This window comes from Bacillus oleivorans (assembly GCF_900207585.1).
Taxonomy (GTDB): Bacteria; Bacillota; Bacilli; order Bacillales; family JC228; genus Bacillus_BF; species Bacillus_BF oleivorans.
Genome location: NZ_OAOP01000006.1, coordinates 236,720 through 259,044, shown reverse-complemented (window position 1 = coordinate 259,044; position 22,325 = coordinate 236,720). Strand labels below are relative to the sequence as shown.

At 37.9% G+C, this 22,325-nt stretch carries 25 protein-coding genes; 24 read left to right on the top strand and 1 reads right to left on the bottom strand.

Features of this window, described 5'->3' with window-relative positions; genetic code table 11:
• Positions 1 to 107 precede the first annotated feature (107 nt).
• The gene (locus CRO56_RS14920) at positions 108 to 743 is read right to left on the bottom strand and encodes a YigZ family protein (protein WP_097159412.1); all 636 of its coding nucleotides are present in this window, start codon (positions 741 to 743) and stop codon (positions 108 to 110) included.
• 353 nt (positions 744 to 1,096) lie between these two features.
• Here CRO56_RS14920 and CRO56_RS14915 point away from each other — a divergent pair, with 353 nt between their 5' ends.
• From CRO56_RS14915 to CRO56_RS14800, 24 genes are all read left to right on the top strand, one after another.
• The gene (locus tag CRO56_RS14915) at positions 1,097 to 2,251 is read left to right on the top strand and encodes a sensor histidine kinase (protein ID WP_097159411.1); all 1,155 of its coding nucleotides are present in this window, start codon (positions 1,097 to 1,099) and stop codon (positions 2,249 to 2,251) included.
• Positions 2,252 to 2,281: 30 nt separating this feature from the next.
• Positions 2,282 to 2,962, top strand: coding sequence for a response regulator (locus tag CRO56_RS14910; protein ID WP_097159410.1), 681 nt, complete (start codon positions 2,282 to 2,284; stop codon positions 2,960 to 2,962).
• Positions 2,963 to 3,185: 223 nt separating this feature from the next.
• Positions 3,186 to 3,650 carry a hypothetical protein gene (locus tag CRO56_RS22670; protein ID WP_142305219.1) on the top strand — a complete coding sequence of 155 codons (465 nt, stop codon included), beginning with the start codon at positions 3,186 to 3,188 and terminating at the stop codon, positions 3,648 to 3,650.
• A gap of 306 nt (positions 3,651 to 3,956) precedes the next feature.
• Positions 3,957 to 4,799, top strand: coding sequence for a DegV family protein (locus CRO56_RS14900; protein ID WP_097159408.1), 843 nt, complete (start codon positions 3,957 to 3,959; stop codon positions 4,797 to 4,799).
• Between the two features lie 97 nt (positions 4,800 to 4,896).
• A complete protein-coding gene (locus CRO56_RS14895; RefSeq protein WP_245855908.1) occupies positions 4,897 to 6,276 on the top strand; it encodes an ATP-dependent helicase ComFA in 1,380 nt (459 codons plus the stop codon).
• A complete protein-coding gene (locus CRO56_RS14890) occupies positions 6,273 to 7,013 on the top strand; it encodes a ComFC family protein (RefSeq protein ID WP_245855906.1) in 741 nt (246 codons plus the stop codon). Before CRO56_RS14895 ends, CRO56_RS14890 begins: the two co-directional genes overlap by 4 nt.
• A gap of 81 nt (positions 7,014 to 7,094) precedes the next feature.
• Complete coding sequence (locus CRO56_RS14885) at positions 7,095 to 7,514, top strand: TIGR03826 family flagellar region protein (protein ID WP_097159406.1); 420 nt, start codon at positions 7,095 to 7,097, stop codon at positions 7,512 to 7,514.
• A gap of 152 nt (positions 7,515 to 7,666) precedes the next feature.
• On the top strand, positions 7,667 to 7,939 hold the full coding sequence (gene flgM, locus CRO56_RS14880; RefSeq protein ID WP_097159405.1) for a flagellar biosynthesis anti-sigma factor FlgM: 273 nt from the start codon (positions 7,667 to 7,669) through the stop codon (positions 7,937 to 7,939).
• Between the two features lie 18 nt (positions 7,940 to 7,957).
• Positions 7,958 to 8,440 (top strand): flagellar protein FlgN, encoded by a 483-nt coding sequence (locus CRO56_RS14875; protein WP_097159404.1) that lies wholly within the window; start codon positions 7,958 to 7,960, stop codon positions 8,438 to 8,440.
• A gap of 31 nt (positions 8,441 to 8,471) precedes the next feature.
• Complete coding sequence (gene flgK, locus CRO56_RS14870) at positions 8,472 to 10,049, top strand: flagellar hook-associated protein FlgK (RefSeq protein WP_097159403.1); 1,578 nt, start codon at positions 8,472 to 8,474, stop codon at positions 10,047 to 10,049.
• An 11-nt stretch (positions 10,050 to 10,060) separates the two neighbouring features.
• On the top strand, positions 10,061 to 10,942 hold the full coding sequence (gene flgL, locus CRO56_RS14865; RefSeq protein WP_097159402.1) for a flagellar hook-associated protein FlgL: 882 nt from the start codon (positions 10,061 to 10,063) through the stop codon (positions 10,940 to 10,942).
• Positions 10,943 to 10,990: 48 nt separating this feature from the next.
• Positions 10,991 to 11,581 (top strand): DUF6470 family protein, encoded by a 591-nt coding sequence (locus CRO56_RS14860; RefSeq protein ID WP_097159401.1) that lies wholly within the window; start codon positions 10,991 to 10,993, stop codon positions 11,579 to 11,581.
• A gap of 13 nt (positions 11,582 to 11,594) precedes the next feature.
• A complete protein-coding gene (gene fliW / locus CRO56_RS14855; RefSeq protein ID WP_097159400.1) occupies positions 11,595 to 12,041 on the top strand; it encodes a flagellar assembly protein FliW in 447 nt (148 codons plus the stop codon).
• 4 nt (positions 12,042 to 12,045) lie between these two features.
• On the top strand, positions 12,046 to 12,270 hold the full coding sequence (gene csrA / locus CRO56_RS14850; RefSeq protein ID WP_097159399.1) for a carbon storage regulator CsrA: 225 nt from the start codon (positions 12,046 to 12,048) through the stop codon (positions 12,268 to 12,270).
• 198 nt (positions 12,271 to 12,468) lie between these two features.
• Positions 12,469 to 13,281, top strand: coding sequence for a flagellin N-terminal helical domain-containing protein (locus CRO56_RS14845; protein WP_097159398.1), 813 nt, complete (start codon positions 12,469 to 12,471; stop codon positions 13,279 to 13,281).
• Positions 13,282 to 13,351: 70 nt separating this feature from the next.
• Complete coding sequence (locus CRO56_RS14840) at positions 13,352 to 13,870, top strand: hypothetical protein (protein WP_097159397.1); 519 nt, start codon at positions 13,352 to 13,354, stop codon at positions 13,868 to 13,870.
• A gap of 1 nt (position 13,871) precedes the next feature.
• A complete protein-coding gene (locus CRO56_RS14835; RefSeq protein WP_097159396.1) occupies positions 13,872 to 15,548 on the top strand; it encodes a motility associated factor glycosyltransferase family protein in 1,677 nt (558 codons plus the stop codon).
• Positions 15,549 to 15,560: 12 nt separating this feature from the next.
• On the top strand, positions 15,561 to 16,571 hold the full coding sequence (locus CRO56_RS14830; RefSeq protein WP_097159395.1) for an NAD-dependent 4,6-dehydratase LegB: 1,011 nt from the start codon (positions 15,561 to 15,563) through the stop codon (positions 16,569 to 16,571).
• Positions 16,568 to 17,725, top strand: coding sequence for a LegC family aminotransferase (locus tag CRO56_RS14825; RefSeq protein ID WP_097159394.1), 1,158 nt, complete (start codon positions 16,568 to 16,570; stop codon positions 17,723 to 17,725). Before CRO56_RS14830 ends, CRO56_RS14825 begins: the two co-directional genes overlap by 4 nt.
• 5 nt (positions 17,726 to 17,730) lie before the next feature.
• Positions 17,731 to 18,882: a UDP-N-acetylglucosamine 2-epimerase gene (gene neuC / locus CRO56_RS14820; protein ID WP_097159393.1), complete on the top strand. Its 1,152-nt coding sequence runs from the start codon at positions 17,731 to 17,733 to the stop codon at positions 18,880 to 18,882.
• A gap of 4 nt (positions 18,883 to 18,886) precedes the next feature.
• Entirely contained in the window at positions 18,887 to 19,957 is a 1,071-nt protein-coding gene (gene neuB, locus CRO56_RS14815) for an N-acetylneuraminate synthase (RefSeq protein ID WP_097159392.1), read from the top strand.
• A complete protein-coding gene (locus CRO56_RS14810) occupies positions 19,954 to 20,586 on the top strand; it encodes an acetyltransferase (protein WP_097159391.1) in 633 nt (210 codons plus the stop codon). The genes neuB and CRO56_RS14810 overlap by 4 nt, the downstream gene beginning before the upstream one ends.
• Entirely contained in the window at positions 20,583 to 21,632 is a 1,050-nt protein-coding gene (locus tag CRO56_RS14805) for a nucleotidyltransferase family protein (RefSeq protein WP_097159390.1), read from the top strand. The genes CRO56_RS14810 and CRO56_RS14805 overlap by 4 nt, the downstream gene beginning before the upstream one ends.
• Complete coding sequence (locus CRO56_RS14800) at positions 21,629 to 22,318, top strand: acylneuraminate cytidylyltransferase family protein (protein WP_097159389.1); 690 nt, start codon at positions 21,629 to 21,631, stop codon at positions 22,316 to 22,318. The genes CRO56_RS14805 and CRO56_RS14800 overlap by 4 nt, the downstream gene beginning before the upstream one ends.
• The last annotated feature ends 7 nt before the right edge of the window (positions 22,319 to 22,325 follow it).

The following is a 22,325-nucleotide window of genomic DNA, read 5'->3' as shown; positions in this document are numbered from 1 at the left end:
GACACTAGTCTACATTTTACAACGAGATTCGATTTTCGTCTAATGACAAAATAGTAACAATTGCGTTTCTATAATTGCGTAATCCAGTTTATGCCCGTTTAGTAAGCTTAGAAAACATCTTTTTCAAGATAAAGCTGTTCTCCTAACGTACAATCAGCTTGGCCATTTGTCAGCTCTGTCATCCATGCAATAAAAGGGTCTGCTTGTTCCTCTTTGACAAAAGTTTCAATGATCACGTTATCCAAATAATGGATGTCCTTAATTTCGTAAACGGAACCTCTTAATTCATTTTCTAATTTGCCCAACCAGGTGTAATCAATTTTCGTTGAAACCACCCTCATAAGAGTTCTCTCAACTACACCTGTCTGGTTGATCCCCTCTGAGGTCGCTTTTCCATAGGCGCGAATCAGGCCCCCTGCCCCTAATTTTATTCCGCCGAAGTACCTGGTTATGACAACAACTGTATCTTTTAAGCCTCTTTTTTTTAAAACCTCGAGGATCGGAACACCCGCAGTTCCGCTTGGTTCGCCGTCATCGTTGGCTTTTTGAATCAGATCATTTTCTCCAATCAGATAGGCTGAACAGTTGTGAGTCGCATTCCAATGTTTTTTCTTTATTGTTTGGATAAACTCTAACGCCTCGCTCTCAGTCTCTGCCCGGCTGACGTGTGCAATAAATCGTGATTTTTGAATTTCAATTTCATGTTCGCCATAACCCTTAACTGTGATGTAGGATGGAAGCATTTGGATAGCTCCTCTCTATTTTTAAAAAAATTTCGTGCTTTAAAGCAAATGTAAAAAAACTTTTATAAAACTGTTACCAGGTCATGATATAATGGTCACAGTGTAGCCTAGATGTCCTATTTTATAGGAAGAGAATTATCTATAAATTCGAAATTACGCAATAAAATAGGTGATTTGACACATTAGGTTTTTTTCGACAACTGGTATAATGATAGGAAAAATTACCATATGTGTATGTCCTGCTAATTTCATTTTATAGTATACGATAATCGTCAATATTTGAGAAAAGATATGTGTTTTAATTAAAAATCGCACTAAAATGGGTAGAAGGCATACGACATGGGGGTAGGATTATGGTCTCAAGGAAATGGGATGTCCGCTTGTTGGATCAAATCCTCGAGAGGCTTGTCAAAACGGTAGACAACAGCAAGGGGGAAATTTTTCAAATTTCGGAGCATTGCCGCCAGGACTATCAAAGTATTGTTGATGAGCTGAAGAGTATTAAGCTTATGGTCCTGCAAACCATTGATACGGGGGACAAGCTTGAGACTAAGGTCCGAATGGCACGAAAACGCTTATCCGAAGTGAGCAAAGATTTTACGAAATATAGCGAGGCAGAAGTACGAGGTGCTTACGAACAGGCTCATCAGCTGCAAACTGAACTGACGATGAACCGACAGGAAGAAAAGCAGCTTCGTGAAAGAAGGGACGAGCTTGAACGCAGGCTCGTTGGACTTCAGGAAACCATCGATCAGGCAGATCGGCTAGCTTCGCAAATTACTGTTGTTCTTAAGTATTTAACGAGCGATCTTAAGGTGTTTGGCGAAGTGATTGAAGATGCCAAACGAAAACAGGATTTTGGGATTCGGATTATCGAGGCCCAGGAGGAAGAAAGAAAACGAATTTCACGCGAGATCCATGACGGTCCTGCACAAATGCTGGCGAATGTCCTGATGCGATCAGATTTAGTGGATCGGGTTTTCCGGGAAAGAGGAGCCAAAGAAGCGCTCAATGAAATCAAAAGCTTAAAGCAAATGGTTCGTTCGGCCCTCTATGAAGTCCGGAAAATCATTTATGATTTGCGGCCAATGGCACTTGATGATCTAGGCTTGATCCCCACCCTCAAAAAATATGTACATACAGTCGAAGACTATAATAAGGTCAAAATCAATTTTTCGTTCATAGGCGAGGAAAAACGCCTTCCTTCCAAACTGGAAGTTGCCTTATTTAGAATGATTCAGGAATCGATTCAAAATGCAATTAAGCATGCGGAGGCATCTGAAATTACTGTGAAGGTTGAATTCAGATGCGGAAAGGTAAACGCCTCCATTCGAGATAATGGCAAAGGCTTTGATATTAATCAGCATAAATCGGATTCAAGTTTTGGAATTATGGGTATGAAAGAAAGGATCGAGTTGTTAGAGGGGAACTTCTCGATCGACTCCAAAATCGGAGAGGGCACTCATGTTTTAATCCAAGTTCCCTTAGAAATAGCCAATTACGTATAGAGATATGGGAAATAAGGAGGAACCGGTTCCATGACAAACATAGTAATTATCGATGACCATCAACTTTTCCGCGAAGGTGTAAAACGTATTCTAGAATTCGAACCAAGTTTCCGTGTCGTTGCTGAAGGGGACGACGGAGAAGACGCATTGGAGCTTGTCCAAAAGCATAGACCAGATGTCGTGATCATGGACATCAACATGCCTAATATTAATGGAGTCGAAGCAACTCGCCGATTGATTGAAGCGAGCCCAGAAGCAAAAGTTATCATCCTTTCCATCCACGATGATGAAACATACGTAACCCATGCATTAAAAACAGGTGCAATGGGATACTTATTAAAAGAAATGGATGCAGACGCTTTAATTGAAGCGGTTAAAGTCGTAGCCGATGGCGGCTCTTACCTCCATCCAAAGGTTACACATAACCTTGTTAATGAATACCGCCGCTTGGCAACCGAAGAAGATGATTCTTCTTATCAGGTGAACTTCACTGAAGTTCAGCGTCCGCTTCATTTGTTAACCCGCCGCGAATGCGAAGTCCTGCAAATGCTGGCTGACGGTAAAAGCAACCGCGGTATCGGCGAAGCGCTATTTATTAGTGAAAAAACGGTTAAAAACCACGTAAGTAACATTCTGCAGAAGATGAATGTAAACGATCGTACACAGGCCGTGGTTGTGGCGATTAAAAATGGCTGGGTGGAAGTTAGGTAGTTTAATAGATTATAAGTTAATCAAGGTCCAGATTTTTGAGAGACCGGTATGGAACACTGTGTGGTGTTCTGTACCGGTCTTTTTTGTTCGGGCTTGAAACAGGGGTGAAACGGGGGGACGGTTCTTGCGTTTCAAATTTGGGTATCGGTTGCTGAGTCCGGAATGATATGTGCCAACCTGCATAGTTTATGTGCAGCTCCATGTCGGCTATGTGCCAATCTGCATGGTTAATGTGCCGCACTACGTCGGCTATGTGCCAACCTGCATGGTATATGTGCCGCTCTACGCCGGCTATGTGCCAACCTGCATGGTTAATGTGCCGCTCTACGCTGGATATGTGCCAACCTGCATAGTTTATGTGCCGCTCCACGTCGGCTATGTGCCAATCTGCATAGTTTATGTGCCGCTCCACGTCGGCTATGTGCCAACCTGCATGGTTTATGTGCGGTTCTACGCCGGCTATGTGCCAATCTGCATGGTTAATGTGCCGCTCTACGCCGGTTATGTGCCAACCTGCATGGTTAATGTGCCGCTCTACGCCGGCTATGTGCCAACCAGCATGATTATGTGCCGCTCTACGCCGGATATGTGCCAACCTGCATGGTTTATGTGCCACTCTACGCCGGATATGTGCCAACCTGCATGGTTAATGTGCCGCTCTACGCCGGATACGTGCCAACCTGCATAGTTTATGTGACGCTCCACGTCGGATATGCTCCAACCTGCATGGTTAATGTGCCGCTCTACGCCGGTTATGTGGGTCCGCATTCAAAATTTCTTTTTCCAGAAGGATTTCAGCAAGAAATAGAGAAGTTTTCCAAGAATGAAAGAGTTTGATGCATTTTTGATTATTTTTATATAAAATAATAGAGATTAGTTGAATGAAGGATGGAGCGGGCATACACGGACTTTTTATTTTTTATTTTCTTTTTTTTGCCCTTCCTTCAAGCACAAAATGATTTTTTAAAATAGTACCTAAAAGGAAGGTAGAGCGATGAAAACTGTAGTCGTCACGGATACAACGGCTTATTTACCGAAGGAGCTTCGTGAGCAGTATAACATTCAGTACATTCCGCTCAGCGTTATCTTTGGTGATGAGGTGTACCGGGAAGAATTAGAAATTCATGTGAATGATTTTTATGAAATGGTAAAGCGGTCAGACAGGCTGCCGACGACCTCGCAGCCATCTGTTGGGGAGTTTGTTGAGCTGTTTGAAAAGCTTGCCAAGGATTATGATGCAATCGTCAGTGTCCATTTATCAAGCGGGATTAGCGGGACCTACCAGGGTGCCGTTTCAGCCGGAAATATGGTAGAAGGCATTAAAGTGTACCCTTTTGATACGGAAACAAGCTGTATGGTTCAGGGGTTCTATGCGATTGAGGCAGCAAAGCTTGCTCAACAAGGTGCCGAGCCTGAACAAATTGTCGATCGTCTGGAGTATTTGAAAAAGACAGAGAAAGCATACTTCATGGCTGATGATCTTTCCCACCTGCAAAGAGGCGGAAGACTGTCAGGTGCGCAAGCTTTGATTGGAAGCCTGCTACAGGTCAAACCTTTGCTTCATTTTGTTGATACGAAGATCGTTCCGTTTGAAAAAATTCGGACTCGCAAGAAAGCGATGAAGCGAATTACTGAGCTTCTAGGCGAAGATGCGAATAAGGGTGAGCCGCTTCAGGCCGTTATTATCCACGCGAACCGCGAAGATGAAGCGAAGGAATGGATGAAAGAGCTGCAGCAGCTTTATCCGAATGTAGAATTCATGATCAGTTATTTTGGACCTGTTATCGGAACCCACTTAGGTGAGGGTGCCATGGGTCTGGGCTGGATGAAAAAATAACAACCTCTATGAAAAGGCAAACTCATTTATTTGGTTTGCCTTTTTGTATCCTCGCATTTCCCCTATTAAAAAAATTAACCCTCAAGGAGATGTTAAATTGAACGTTCCCCAGAAATTTGAAGATCTTCAGTTGTTTTTATCAGGAAGGGTGTTATTAAAGGAAGAGTTAGCAGAATTCGAAACGGTTTTAAATGAAGCTAAACAAGAAGGATTGGTTGCTTTAAAACCAGGTGTGACTGAGCAAGGTGGCTCATACCACTGTAATCGCTGCGGCAACAAGAAAAGATCATTATTTTATAAAATGCCGTGTGCCCGGTGTGGGAAGGAATGTGCTTACTGCCGTGCTTGTATAAGGATGGGACGGGTATCGGCGTGCAGTTCTCTTTATACATGGAGAGGGCAAGAACCCTTAAAGGAACCTTTTAGTCTTCAATGGGAAGGTGAACTGTCGCCAGCCCAACAAAATGCCGCGAACAAAGTGGTTGAAGCTGTGAAATCAAAGAGTAACCTGCTCGTTTGGGCGGTTTGCGGAGCGGGGAAGACGGAGATTTTGTTTCAGGGAATCGAGGCGGCACTGCAACTGGGAGAAAGAGTTTGCGTTGCGACTCCTCGAACGGATGTGGTACTTGAACTGTTGCCGAGGCTGCAAGCTGCTTTTCCGGATACTAAAGTAGTCGGCCTTTATGGAGGAAGTGAGGACCGACATGTATTTTCTCCGCTTGTTGTCTCCACCACGCATCAGCTTTATCGGTTTGAAAAAGCCTTTGACACTGTAATTATTGATGAAGTCGATGCCTTCCCCTTTTCTGCTGATGAAACCCTTCAGCATGCAGTAAAAAAAGCGCAGAAAGAAGGATCCTCTACGATTTATTTAAGCGCCACTCCCAATACCACTTTCCAATCTAACGCAAGAAAAGGCAGTTTGCCCTCAGTACAAATCCCAGCTCGTTATCATGGCCATCCTTTACCGGTTCCGACCTTTTACTGGATTGGAAACTGGAAGAAGGTGCTCCAACGAAATCAAATCCCGGCCACCTTACTCAAATGGATTAACTCGCGCCTTAAATCTGAAAAGCCAATTCTCCTCTTTTTCCCGCATATCAAGCTGATGGAAGAAGCTCTCCCGCAATTTAAATCCCTTCACCCTAAGATCGAAGCTGTCCATGCGGAAGATCCAAATCGGAAAGAAAAAGTTCAGGCCATGCGCGACCATACAACCCCGATGCTTTTAACAACGACGATTTTAGAAAGAGGAGTAACTTTTCCGAATCTGGATGTTGCCGTGCTTGGTGCAGAGGAGCGGATTTTTACCGAAAGTGCTCTTGTGCAAATAGCGGGGAGAGTCGGGAGAAGTCCAGTCTATCCAAGTGGAGAGGTCGCTTTTTTTCACTATGGAAAAACCGAAGAAATGGTGAAGGCGAGGAAGCATATTGAAAAGATGAACCGGCTTGCGAAAAAGGAGGGGTATTTATTATGAACATGATCACTGATCTTTTTCAGCAGCTGCGTTATCCGGATTGTTTATTCTGTCATCAAAAACGACAGACCGAAGCATCGTGGACCGCCCTTGTTTATGGGGATCATTCTGTTTTATGCGGGGATTGTGAAGAAAAATTGGAACCACTATCAGGAGAATTATGTGCTACATGTTCTCGGCCGTTAGCTATGCTAGCTCCAGCCTATCGGAAAGGTCACATTTGCTATGACTGCTTTAGATGGGAGGAAGATCCCGAATGGAAGGGAGTCCTTAGAATAAATGAATCACTCTTCCTGTACAATGAGTTTTTAAAAGAGATTATTAGTCAATACAAATTTCGCGGTGACTATGCACTGGCAAACATTTTTAAAAGAGGCATAAATCTTAAAATAAAACAGTTGAAGCCAGACTTGATTGTGCCAATTCCACTTTCAAAAGAGCGGCTGCAAGAGCGTGGTTTCAATCAAGCAGAAGGGATTTTAATAGAAGCGGGGGGTCTTACATTCTCCTCACTTTTAACACGCCAGCACAGTGAAAAACAATCCAAAAAAGCAAGAGATGAACGGCTCCTTCAAGAGAATATATTTCAATGGAGCAGCGACCAATCAATCACAGACAAATCTGTTCTTATTCTCGATGATATTTACACCACTGGCGCAACTATCCGTCACGCCGCCAAAATTCTCAAATATTACGGTGCAAAAGAGGTTCTATCTCTAACTATCGCCAGGGGTTAATCTATCAGACACTCGCCAAAATAAAAGCTTGTCAGTATAATAGAAACCAAGAAGATGGGAGAAACAAACAGGGGGACTAATATGCCAGAACTATCTAATTGTCCGAATTGCGACAAGCTTTTTGTAAAGAGTGCGTTTAGGGATGTTTGTGATGAATGCTTTAAGGAAGAAGAAAAGCAGTTTGAAACTGTTTATACATTTATTAGGCAACGAGAAAATCGAACAGCAACTTTGGTTCAGGTGGTTGAGGGAACAGGAGTACCTGAGAAACAAATTATAAAATTTATAAAAAAAGGCAGACTTCAGTTAAGCAAATTTCCTAGTCTCACATATCCTTGTGAAAAATGCAGCACACCAATCCGCGAGGGGAAACTATGTAATAACTGTCAAACTAAATTGCGCTCCCAAATAGAAGAATTGAAAAAGGAACAGGAACGGATAGAGGAAAAAGAGAAGCGAGAAAGAACTGTTACATATCACACTAATGAAAAAAGGAAATAACTTGAGGGGAAGCGACAACTGAACGCTTCCCTTGTTTTTTTATGGTAATCATTGTCACTAAACTGTAATTAAAAAATATATAAACATCCTGAGTAATTGTCCGATAATAGAGATAGAAAAGTGCTTTCGAATAAGAAAGTGAGGTAATAACTTTGAAAATACACAACTTTGGATCTCCGGGGATGAATCCTTATAAGCAGACAATTGCCAAGCAAGAGTCTATCCTTAAGCAGCAGCCAAAAGGTTCTGATAAAATTGAAATTTCTCATACAGCGAAAGAGCTTCAACAGCAGTCTACTTTTGTGGTGGACCGTCAGAAAAAAATCGAAGCGATTCAAACACAAATTCAAAATGGTACTTATAAAGTCGAGCCTGAAAAAGTCGCTAAAAGTTTAGTTGATTTTTTCAGAAACCATAAGAACTAATGAAAGGGAGGGAAGACCATGTCTGAGCAAGCATTGCAGACCCAACTAGAAAAAATGCTTCAGCTTCATGAAGAATTACTAGCCTTATCCCAACAAAAAACTGAAGCAGTGAAAAAAGGCGACATGGAGAACCTCCAGCAAATTTTGAAACAAGAACAAAAATTGATTCTGGAACTAGACCGTGCGGAAAAGGAAAGACAAGCCGCTTCTCAAACAATTGTTCCTTTGGTGGAAAATCCTGCATTAGAGGATTGCCTTCCCTATCTTTCTCATGAGCAGCAAGATAGACTTAGTAATTTAAAAGAAAGATTGAAGGCAGTGATTGCGCAAATTGAGATTCAAAATAATTTAAACTATGAGCTCATTCAGCAATCTTTACAATTTATCCATGTGAGCTTAAATCTTTTTCGGCCAAAGGAAGAATCGATTAATTACGGTCCTCCTAAAGGACATAAACCGAAAGTTACCGTCCCTGCTGGGATGTTTCAGACTAAAGCATAGATTTGGACTAAACCATTAAGGAGGAACAGCAATGCCTTCTACTTTTCACGGACTTGAAACGGCAAAGCGTGCGATGTTCACCCAGCAAAGCGCGCTCTATACAACCGGACATAACGTTGCCAATGCTAATACACCAGGCTACTCCAGACAGCGGGTAGAGTTTACGCAAACCGAACCATATCCATCCGCAGCGATGAACCGACCAGACTATCCAGGGCAGCTCGGATCTGGTGTTAAAGCGGGTTCGATTCAGCGAATTCGGGAATCTTTTCTTGATGTACAGTACCGCGGAGAAAACTCCAAAGTCGGATACTGGGGCACTAAGGCAGACGCCCTGCAAAAGATGGAAGAAATCTTGAATGAACCGTCTGAGTCTGGTTTATCTCATACGATCGATCAATTCTGGCAGTCGCTGCAGGATTTAGCGGTGAACCCGACCAATGCTGGGGCTCGTTCGGTAGTGCGCCAGCGCGGGATTGCTTTAGCTGAGACGTTTAATTATTTATCTGATTCATTAAATGGGATCAAAACTGACTTAAAAACTGAGATTGGGATTGCGAAGGATAAGGTTAATTCCTTGCTCGATCAAATTTCGCAGGTGAACGCACAGATTGCCAGTGTTGAGCCGCATGGATATTTGCCGAATGATTTATATGATAAACGTGATTTATTAATCGATGAGCTTTCGTCCATGGTTAAGATCAATGTAGATTACGTTGAATCAGGTGGTGACCCAGCCCCTGGTGCAATGGGACAAGCTGTAGTGAAACTTGCAAACGAAGCAGGCGGAGATATGGCAGTGTTAGTCGGACCTGCAGGTTACAATGAGATTGATATTACATTCGGCGGTCCGAATGGATCGGTTGATTTTGTAAAAGTAGGCGGCAAGCAGATTGCTTTTACGGATTTTGATTCGCAAGGGCAGTTGAAGGGATTGATTGAGGGGTTTGGTTATCAGGATGCTGCAGGATTGGAAGCTGGTACTTTCCCTAAAATGTTAGCAGAGCTTGATAACTTAGCTTTTACGTTTGCGACTGAGTTCAATAAGGTTCATGCGGCTGGTATGGGTCCGAATGAAATAGCTGCAAAGACTAATAGTAACATTAACTTCTTTGCCGATAATGTAGATGTTAATGGAGCAATTACTAGTAGAGATGGATTTGCTTCACGAATCGGTATCTCCCAAGAAATTTTGGACAGTTTAGATAATATCGCCAATGCTGTGCAGACGAATCCTGGAGCACCTGACGGGCAAGCAGAAGCAGACCTTGGTGACATGACAAACGTTTTAAACCTAGCGGATGTTTTTAATGTAGATTTTGATTACGGTTTAAATAATGAGAAAGCCAGTTTACGTACCTATTACGAATCGGTAATTGGCGATATGGCTGTTGAATCTCAAGAAGCGACTCGCTTATCACAAAACAGCGGAGTTTTAAGACAAGCCGTTGAAGAACGACGAATGTCAGCAAGCTCTGTATCCCTCGACGAAGAAATGACGAACATGATTAAGTTTCAGCATGCATATAATGCAGCTGCAAGAATGATTACATTAACCGATGAAATGCTTGATAAAATTATTAACGGTATGGGAACTGGCGGAAGGTAGGCGGATAGGAAATGAGAATTACACAAAGCATGCTAGCGAATAACTCACTCCGACATTTAAGCGAAAGCTATGCTCGATTAGGTAAGTATCAGGATCAGCTATCTACTGGGAATAAAATTAGCCGCCCATCCGATGATCCTGTTGTTGCGATGAAGGGCATGAACTATCGCTCCAATCTTGGTCAAATTGAGCAGTACCAGCGTAATCTTTCAGAAGTCTATTTATGGATGGATAACTCTGAAGCAGGTATTGATCAAACGAATAGTGCATTGCAAAGGATTCGTGAGCTTGTGATTCAGGGGAAAAACGGGACATTAAGTGAAGATGACAAGCAAGCTGTTTCTAAAGAAATTGAGCAAATGAAGCTAGATATTATGTCCGTTGCCAATACAAAAGTTTCTGGGAGATATATTTTTAACGGAACAGATGTAGATATAGCTCCGGTAAAAAATGACCCGGTATTAGGAATTCAAGTTTCAATAAATACTGAACCATACCAAGTAGAGATTTCAAATGGTGTTCGTTTAACTGCAAACGTAAACGCTCAAAATATATTTAGTCAAGGTTTATTTGATACGATTCAGTCTATTGAAGATACCCTAAAAGGAACGGGAACTGGTGATTTAGATCAACTTTTAGGTGACTTAGACGGACATTTAGAGACTCTCAATGCAGAACGGTCAGAACTGGGTGCTCGTTACAATCGTCTGGAAATGGTTGAGTCTCGCATCGGTCAGCAAGAAGTAATGGCTAATAAGATTCTATCTGATAATGAGGACGTTGATATTGAACGGGTTATCACCGATTTGATGGTACAAGAAAGTGTGCACCGTGCTGCACTTGGAGTTGGATCCAGAATCATTCAACCAACATTGTTAGACTTTTTACGATAAAAGCTATTCTTAACTGAATAGCTTTTATTCTTAAAGGAGGTTAAACGATTGCAGCTTCCACAAATTCGAATAGAGAGTCAACCGGTGATAGTAAATATTCACACGAATGATGCCATTCAGGAAATTGAACAGCCTCAAGCAGATGTTCAAATTAGGCAGCCTCAAGCAGAATTGAATATAGAGACTAGAAAAGGGAAATTAACCATTGACCAAACACAAGCATGGGAAGACATGAAACTCTATTCCCCCTTACGGTCGATTGAGATTTTTGCCCAAGAAGGCAAACAAGCTTGGTTAGAGGGAATTGCCCGTCGTGCTCAAGAAGGCAACCAGCTGATGAAAATTGAAAATGGCGGGAACGCTATAGCAAACATTGCCTATCAGAAGGTAAAACCTGAAACATTAAACTACAATATTGGCTGGATTCCGTCCCATTTTAGTGTAAAAATCAATTATGAGCCCGGTGATGTTGAGATTCAAGCTCAGCCGAGAGAACCTGTAATCAATATTACACCTCAAAAACCTATCATTTCCTATAAACCTGGTTCTGTTACCTATCAACTGGAACAATACCCAGATGTAAAAATTGATTTCGTTAATCTTACAAATGCTGGAATTGGATTTGAAACCACTATATAAAGGATGAGTGTAAATGAAGTTAGTAACCAGATATCATGGTGAAAGAGAAGTAAATGCGTCTGAAGTGATTCAGTTTCCAAAAGGAATCCCAGGATTTGAAGATGAAACAGAATTTGTATTATTGCCACTAACTGACGATCAGGTGTTTTTAATCCTCCAGTCTGTAAATACTTCAGAACTAGCATTTGTCGTAACCGACCCATTTTTGTTTTATCCGGATTATGACTTTCAACTGGATGAAGCGACTGTAAAAGTATTAGAATTGGAGTCCCCATCTGAAGTAAGAGTTCTAACCATATTAACGGTAAAAGATCCTTTTAAGGAAACAACAGTAAATCTCCAAGCCCCAGTTGTTATTAATGTTTCTAAAAAAATGGCAAAACAAATTGTACTCAATGTTGATACCTATCACACCAAACACCGGTTATATAGAGAAAAATCGGTTGGAACTAAGGGGTGAGTGTATGTTAGTCCTGACAAGGAAGAACGGAGAATCTATTCAAATTGGGGATGACATTGAGATCACCATTTTGTCCGTAAAAAACGATCAAGTCAAAATTGGCATCAAAGCCCCGAAGGATATTGAGATTGTTCGCAAGGAAATATTGGATATGATTGAAGAAGAGAATAAACAGGCTACACTAGTTTTAGGGGATTTATTGAAAATTATTGAGCAAAAAGAGAAATAGAGAGACTCCTTTCAATAGTAAAGGGGTTTTTGTTTACCTGTAAAAAAATTTATACATAACTATAAAAATCGGACGGTTCAAGTCGATATAAACAGTGTAAGAGGTTGAAAAAGGGCGGCCGACCTTAGAGCAATCTCTAAAATAAGAACGACGAATCACAGGGACGTGATTCGCTCACATTTCAAGGAGGAAATAATAATGAGAATTAATCACAACATTGCAGCGTTAAACACTTACCGTCAATTAACTGGTAACAATGCAGCTGCACAAAGCTCAATGGAAAAATTATCTTCAGGTCTTCGTATCAACCGTGCAGGAGATGACGCTGCTGGTCTAGCGATCTCTGAAAAAATGCGTGGACAAATTCGCGGTTTGGAAATGGCAACTAAGAACGCACAAGACGGTATTTCATTAATCCAAACAGCTGAAGGATCTCTTAACGAAACTCATGCAATTTTACAACGTATGCGTGAACTTTCTGTTCAGTCTGCGAACGATACTAATACTGACGCTGACCGTGCGGAACTTCAAAAAGAAGTTGCAGCACTCAGAACAGAAATTGGCCGAATTTCTACTGACACTGAATTTAACACTCAAAAACTATTGGATGGATCTTTTTCAGCTAAGTTGATTCAAATTGGTGCAAATACAGGTCAAACATTATCTATTACAATTGGTACAATGGGTGCAACTGCTTTAGGTATTGATGCTTTAACAATAAGTTCTCAATCTGGTGCAAATAGTGCTATTGCTTTACTTGATTCTGCAATTGCTTCAGTTTCTAGCCAACGTTCTAGCCTTGGTGCTATTCAAAACCGTTTAGAACACACTATTAACAATCTAAGTACTTCTTCAGAAAACCTAACAGCTGCTGAATCACGTATTCGTGATGTTGATATGGCAAGCGAAATGATGGAATTTACGAAGAACAATATTCTTTCACAAGCTGCGCAAGCTATGCTAGCTCAAGCAAATCAGCAACCACAGGGAGTACTTCAGTTACTTCGATAATAAAAAAAATAATGGTAAAATGATAGATAGCCACTTTTGGCTATCTATCATTCTTTAATGGGGTGGAAAAATGTTTATTATCAATAAAGAGAAATTTTCTTCGAAAAATGGAATCGATAATTTATTAAAAGAAATAAAGTTTTATTTACATGAGAATCAGCTTGTTTTAACTAATAGTAAAGGTGTGCCATTAACTGAAGAGGAAATCGAAAACATAATTTCTAGTAATCCATCCTATAAGTTTGATTCCATAAGCGTCTCCGAATTAGAGACAGAGATTGTAAATGATATGGTAGATTATATAAAGAGGGTGGAAAAGAATTTTTCTGAGATATCCCAATCTAATAATAATGAAAAAATAATCAATTCATACATTGAGCTAATTAATTCAATGATTGAAATTGTAAAAGTTGCTGAACATTTTGATATTGAATTTTTAACCCCTGAGCAGATTAACGAAATTACAAATAAGTCAATATCTCGAATTGAGAAAGGTGATATTGAGTTTATCATAGATGTCATGGAATATGAATTAATCCCAATGTTATTTGACTTTAAGGAAAACTTGTTAGAAAGGCAGTATCATTAAGATGTGTAACAACTATAAAATTGAAAAAATCAAAGAGTTTGATGAAACTTTTTTTGTATATAATGAACTAAAAAATAATAGAAAAATACATTTAAATTCTACCTTTTCTTCAGAAAAAGAAGCTGAGAAGTTTATTAATCAAATAAAATCAGATCAGTTAAATATAGTTATTGGTATCGGTAATGGCGCTTTTCTGAAAAAACTTAAAAATAATGACTTTATTCATTGTTTAATTATTGAACCTTTTGAAGATGTAATTCTTGATGAGAGTACAATTGAAATAATTAAAAATAGTGATAATATTTCCTTTTACTACCTCAAAGATATTACTTCTTTGATTATCAATGGATATATAAAAAGGTTTTTAGGACTATATTCAAATATTTTAATTCATCCGCGATATGAAAAAACGAATAGTGATCTTCTAAACAAAATTATAAGCATAGTAAAAGATGGTTCTATTATGCTACGAGTCAATAAAAACACAGAAAAATATTTTAAAAAAGATTGGATTATTGAACCATTATTAAATTTAGAGTATACTCTGGCACATTCTTCATTAGGTGAATTTAAAGATAAGTTTGCAGGTGAAACTGCATTATTAGTGGCTTCAGGTCCTTCTTTAAATGAAAATATCCCTTTTATTAAAAAAGTGAAAGATAAGGTACATATTTTCGCTGCAGGATCGGCTTTAAAAGGATTGTTAAGTAATAATATAACCCCTGATTTTGTAACTGTAATGGATTCTAGTATAAAGAACTTTACTTCTCATTTTAAAGAGGTGAACTATACAGGGACACTAATAGTTAGTGGAATGGCGAACTCAAATATAATAAAAAATCATGGTGGACCATTTATATTAGCTAATTTAAATATTGATTCTATTACCACACGATTTAGAAAAGAGGTCCCAGCCTTTCCTTCTGTTCCATCAGTATCGGTATTCACTTTGCAAATTTTATATTACCTTGGATTTTCCAAGGTATACCTTATTGGTCAAGATTTAGCATTAATAAATGGAGAATATTATTCTAAAGGTGTAACAGTACATCAAAATACAAATAACTTTGAAGCTCAGTTGTTTGTTGATGGTAATAATGGTTCAAAGGTGGCTACACTTTACTTATTATACGCCCACCTACAATCCTTTAATGATATAGTTGGACTTTTAGATAAGGAAAGAATCAAAATATATAATCTATCAAGAAATGGAGCAAAAATTAAAGGTGTAGAATATGTACCAGTTGAATCAGTTAATATCTTTGGGGGAAAAAGACAAATAATAACTGAAGATATTTTACATAAGAATACTGGGAAATATACGGATACAATAAAATTGTTCGTTACTGAAATTACTAATGCACAAAAAAAGGTTAATGAAATATTAAAAAAACTAAATAAACTAAATATTAATGCCGTATCTCTAGATGATTTAAAGAGAGTATTAAAGTTATTTAAAGAACTGAGAAGTCAAAAAATCATTGAAGAAATTTTTTTAAAACAATTATCTTTTTATGTTCAAAAACTTAACAATAAATTTGAATATACTTTTGAAAAAGAAATAGTTTCCAACCAAGATCGTATTGAAATGGTAAAAGATATTATAGGGTTAGTTGAGGAAATTCAAAAATATCTTAAAGAAGTACTAGAAGACGATCGTATAAAGATTTATCAATAGAGGGGTATCATGATGGGCAATACAAAAAGTAAAATACTTGTCACTGGAGCCGATGGTTTCATTGGTTCTCATTTAACAGAAGATTTGGTTCGACAAGGATATAATGTACGGGCATTTGTATATTACAATTCATTTAATTCCTGGGGATGGTTAGATTCTTCAACAGATTCTATAAAAAATGAATTGGAAGTATTTTCAGGTGATATTAGAGACCCTTATGGCGTCAAAGAGGCTATGAAAGGGTGCGACATTGTTTTACATTTGGCTTCATTAATTGCTATTCCCTACTCTTATCATTCACCTGATACTTATGTGGATACTAACATTAAAGGAACATTAAATGTAGTACAAGCAGCTAGAGAATTAAATGTTTCCAAAGTTGTTCACACTTCAACAAGTGAGGTTTATGGAACTGCACAATATGTTCCAATAGATGAAGAACACCCACTTCAAGGACAATCGCCATACTCTGCCTCCAAAATTGGTGCGGACCAAATGGCATTGTCATTTTACCGTTCATTTGGGACACCAGTATCCATTATTAGACCTTTTAATACATATGGCCCTAGACAATCTGCCCGTGCGGTTATTCCAACAATCATTACACAGCTTGCTTCAGGTAAACAAAAAATCAAACTAGGATCGCTTCACCCAACTCGTGATTTTAATTATGTCAAAGATACAGTAAATGGTTTCATCTCTATCATGAAAAGCGAAAAGTCTATTGGAGAGGTAATAAATATAGGTAGTAATTTTGAGGTCTCAATTGGAGAAACTGCAAGACTAATAGCAGAAGTAATGGATGCCAATATAGAAATTGAAACAGATGATGTCCGCTTAAGACCAGAAAAAAGCGAAGTTGAACGATTATGGGCGAACAACCAAAAAGCAAAGCAGCTATTAAATTGGGAACCAGTGTATGCTGGCAAAGAAGGTTTTAAGAGAGGGTTAAGAGAAACTGCAGAATGGTTTATGAATAAGAGTAACTTATCCCATTATAAGGCAGATGTATATAATATATGAGTATTTGGGTTGAAATAGCGGAAAAGATTAAACAGATTTATCCAAGTAAAGACTTTCTTCCATTGCACGAACCTACTTTTCTCGGTAATGAGATCCCATACGTGAACGAATGTATAGAAACAGGTTGGGTTTCATCAGTCGGCAAGTACGTTAATAAATTTGAAGATTCTTTAGCTGATTATGCAGGAGTAAAAAGAGCTGTAGCGGTTGTAAATGGAACAGCTGCTTTACATATTGCTTTAAAAACTGTGGGTATACAACCAAATGATGAAATATTAATCCCTTCATTGACATTTATTGCTACAGGGAACGCTGTATCCTATTGTGGGGCTACCCCTCATTTCGTAGATGTTTCAAAAACTACACTAGGTATTGATCCAAAAAAGCTAAAAGATTATCTAAATGAAATTTCAATATTAAAAAATAATGTATGTATTAATAAATTTACCGGTAAAGTTATCAGAGCAATTGTTCCCATGCATACTTTTGGTCATTCAGTTGATCTGGATCATTTAATAGAGGTTTGTGAACAGTATAACCTTATTTTAATTGAGGATGCTGCAGAATCATTAGGTACTTACTATAAAGGAAAACACACAGGCAGCTTTGGAAAGGTTTCTGCCATGAGTTTTAATGGTAATAAGATTGTAACTACTGGCGGAGGGGGAGCAATCCTTACAAATGATGAAAAGTTAGCAGACTATGCAAAACATTTGACTACAACAGCTAAAGTCCCTCATCCATGGAAATATGAACACGACGATATAGGATACAATTATCGAATGCCTAATATAAATGCAGCATTGGGTCTCGCACAACTTGAAAAGTTAGATTCCTTTATTCAAAACAAAAGAAACCTTGTAAATAAATACATTGAAATCATAGAAAATTATAGTGGAATTGAAATATTTATAGAGCCATCCTTTTCTAAAAGCAATTATTGGCTTCAGACAATACTAATTGATGATCAACAGCATTCTATCGAAAATGCATTGGAAATATTAAATCAACTTGGAATCATGTCAAGACCAGCTTGGACACCTTTACATAAGTTAGCACCTTATAAAAATTGCCCTAAGTCTGATCTGTCTGTTACAGAAAAACTATTTAAGCAAATTGTTAACATTCCAAGCAGTCCCTATCTAGGAGAGTAGGAAGAATGGCAAAAAGAAAGATTTGTATCATTACGGGAACTCGAGCAGAATACGGGCTATTATATTGGCTAATGAAAAAAATACAGCAAGATTTGGATTTAGAACTACAAATTATTGCAACAGGGATGCATTTATCTCCTGAGTTTGGATTAACCTACAAGCAGATCGAAGAAGATGGCTTTATTATTAATGAAAAAGTTGAGATGTTGCTCTCGTCTGATACTCCTACAGCAGTTGCCAAATCGGTTGGTTTGGGTACTATTGGATTTTCAGAATCTTTATCTCGATTAAAACCAGATTTAATTATTATTTTAGGGGATCGATTTGAACTTTTATCAGTTGCGCAAACGGCGTTATTATTAAAAATTCCAATTGCACATATTCATGGCGGAGAAAAAACTTTTGGTGCTTATGATGATTCAATAAGACATGCAATTACAAAAATGAGTTATTTACACTTTGTGTCTACAGATGAACACCGAAAAAGAGTTATAAGATTAGGAGAACACCCAAGCAGGGTTTTTAATGTAGGCGCACCAGGAGTAGAGAATATTAAGAAACTAAATCTATTAACTAAATGTGAATTAGAGGAATCTTTAGAGATAAGTTTGCAAGAACCATTATTTCTAATTACCCATCATCCTACAACATTAAGTCAAAATCCTATTGAAGGAACAGTAGAGCTATTAGAAGCATTAGACCATTTTGAAAATGCAACAATAATCTTTACAAAGGCAAATGCTGATGATCATGGTAGAGAAATCAATAAATTAATAGCTAAATTTGTTAGTAACGATTTAAATAAAAGAAAAATGTTTGACTCTTTAGGGCAGCTCCGCTATTTAAGTTTACTTAAATACGCTTCTGTATCGGTTGGAAACTCTTCTAGCGGACTGCTAGAAGCTCCTTACTTAAAAACACCTACCGTAAATATTGGCGACAGGCAAAAAGGGAGAGTAAGACCTGAATCTGTTTTTGATTGTTCACCGAATAGTATTGAAATCATCAAAACGATTAGAAAAGCAATGGAGTATAGCTTTCAAGAAAAGGAAAAATATGAAATATTTGGTGATGGCGATACTTCAATGAAAATTATTGAAATCTTGAAAAATACAGTTATTAACTCACCAATGAAAGAATTCTATGACGGAGAGTGATAGGATGCCAACTTTTATTATTGCAGAGGCTGGGGTCAATCATAATGGTTCAATAGATTTAGCCTATCGACTAGTGGATGCAGCTGTAGATGCAAATGCGGATGCAATTAAATTTCAAACATTTAAGACGGAAAAATTAGTAACGAAAACAACTAAACAAGCAGATTACCAAGTTAAGAATATTGGCAAGTCATCATCTCAGTTTGAAATGTTAAAAAAACTAGAATTAAGCTATGAAAGTTTTAGACAATTAAAAAGTTACTGTGATAAGAAAAATATTATGTTTTTGTCTACACCATTCGATTTAGAAAGTGTAGATTTTTTAATAAAAGAATTAGAAATAGACTTGATTAAAATCCCATCAGGTGAAATTACGAATGCGCCATACTTATATAAAATAGCTTCTCAAAATATAAAAGTTATTGTATCAACAGGCATGGCAAGCATACAGGAGATTCACACAGCTCTTTCCTTTTTAGCGTATGGGTATTCCGGGAAAAAGGATGTCAATTATAAGAATGTCAAAAGTTTTTATAGCACTAAGGAAGCCCAATTGTTGTTGGCTGAAAAAGTTAGTATCCTCCACTGTACATCTGAATACCCCACACCATTTGCGGAAATAAATCTGAATGCAATTGACAGTATGAGAAGGGAATTCCAACTTGATATCGGCTTATCCGATCATTCAGAAGGAATTCTTGTACCGGTTGCGGCAGTGGCCAAAGGGGCCACTATTATTGAAAAGCATTTTACATTAGATAGAAACTTACCTGGTCCAGACCATAAAGCTTCTCTCGAACCTGAAGATTTAAAAGAGATGATACAAGCCATACGTCATATTGAAAAAGCACTAGGTCATAGTGAAAAAAAACCAACCTCAACAGAGCTAAAGAATAAAGATGTGGTACGAAAAAGTTTAGTTGCAGCAAGGAAGATAGAAAAAGGGGAAGTATTTTCGTTAGAAAACCTTACTGTGAAACGTCCAGGAACAGGTATTTCTCCAAACTATTATTGGGACTACATTGGAAAAACTGCTGATACTGCATATGAAGAAGATGAGGTTATTAAAAAATGAAAGAAAAACCACTTATTATCATTGGCAATGGCGGGCATTCCAGAGTGCTAGTAGATATTCTTCAACTCCAAAAAAGGGATATTATTGGTTTTGTTGCTCCAGATCATGAAGTGAACCCTTATCAAATTCCTTACTTAGGAAAAGATAATAATATCTTAGAATATAGTCCAAAAGAAATTGAGCTAATTAACGCTATTGGGTCTGTTACAAATACAGATCTACGTAAAAATCTATTTGAATATTTCAAGTCAAAAAATTATTCATTTTCTAATGTAATACACCCTTCTGCAGTTATATCAGGGTCTGTCACATTAGGGGAAGGTGTCCAGATTTTGGCAGGATCTGTAATTCAAGCTTTTTCAGAAATTGCCGATAATACGATTATAAATACGTTTGCTAGTGTCGATCATGATTGCGAAATTGGAAAACACTGTCATATCGCTCCAGGTACAATTCTATCTGGGGGAATTACTGTTGGAGAAGGCACGCATATAGGTACCGGTGCAACAGTAATTCAAAATGTTCATATTGGGAAGAAGGTACTGATTGGGGCAGGGTCATTAGTACTTCATGATATAGCAGACAATAAAAAAGTATATGGAACCCCAGCTAAGGAAGTGAGCAGATGAATAATTGGAGAAGGCTAATCGTGACACCTTCTACTTCTATTATTGAAACCATGAAAAGTATTGATGAAAATTCATCTCAATTTGCTATCGTAATTGATGAGAACTTCAAGCTATTAGGAACGGTAACAGATGGGGATGTTCGTAGAGGAATACTAAAAGGGATACCTCTTGAAGAACCAGTAACACTGATTATGAATAAAACCCCTATCGTAATTCAAAAAGATAGATCCAGGAAAGAGCTTAGAAGATTATTTGTAGAAAAAAAGTTACGTCATATTCCAGTCGTTAACCAAAATGGCCAAGTGATTGATATTTGTAGTTCAGAACAATTTTTTGATTCAAATGGGTTAGAAAATTGGGTGGTATTAATGGCTGGTGGTTTAGGAACCCGACTTCGTCCACTGACAGAAACTATTCCTAAACCAATGTTGACCGTTGGCAGCAAACCTATTTTACAAACTATTTTAGAAAGTTTCATAGAGTTTGGATTTCATCAATTCTATTATTCTGTAAATTATAAAAAAGAATTAATTAAAGATTTCTTTGGGAACGGTTTAGAGTGGGGTGTAAGTATAGAATATCTTGAAGAAAACCAAAAGCTAGGAACAGCAGGAGCATTGTCCCTTTTTCAGGAAAAACCAACAAAACCAATAATCGTAATGAATGGAGACATATTAACGAAAGTTAATTTCCAACAATTATTGGAGTTTCATGAGGAAACTAATTCAGTTGCAACTATGTGTGTAAGGGAATTCCATTATCAGGTTCCTTACGGAGTGGTGAAAATGGAGGGGACCACCCTATACTCTATTGAAGAAAAGCCAACAGAAAGCTATTTTGTTAATGCAGGTATTTATGTACTTAATCCTGAAGCATTAGATTTTATTCCCGACGGACAATATTTTGATATGCCTTCACTTTTTGAGAAATTAATGAAGCAGAAACTTATTACTAGTGTTTTTCCAATTAGAGAGTATTGGTTAGACATTGGGAAAAGAAATGATTTCGAAAAGGCAAATATTGAGTACTCGGGGGTTTTTGAATGATAAATGGAAAAAAAGTATTAGCGATCATACCAGCAAGGGGTGGATCAAAAGGGGTTAAAAAGAAAAATATAAGACTGCTTGGCGGAAAACCCTTAATTGCTTGGACAATTGAAGTAGCTAAAAAATCTATTTATCTTGATAAAATAATGGTTACAACAGATGATGAAGAAATAATGAAAGTCTCCGAGGAATGGGGAGCAGATGTACCTTTTAAAAGGCCTGCTTCTTTAGCTCAAGATGACACACCTGGTATTGAACCCATTCTTCATGCAATAGACTATTTTCCAGAATATGAATACATAGTCTTATTACAACCTACTTCTCCTTTAAGGAAAGTTATAGATATCGATAATGCAATTGAAATATGTGTTAAGAATAACTTGAATTCGTGTGTTTCGGTAACTAAATCTGGAACACCACCTGACTGGATTTATAAGATTGATAATAATGGATACTTAACCCCCCTTTTTATAGAAAATGATTTCCCTTACCAACGGCAGAAAGCATCAGTTACATATGAATTAAATGGAGCTGTTTATGTTTCAAAGGCAGAGTCTTTGAAAGAAACAAAATCATTTTTACAAGAGTTGACTTTTCCTTATGTTATGCCAGGGGAAAGGTCAGTAGATATCGACACTATTGAAGACTTTATGTATTGTGAGTATTTATTAAAAGATAGGATTTAATTAGTTT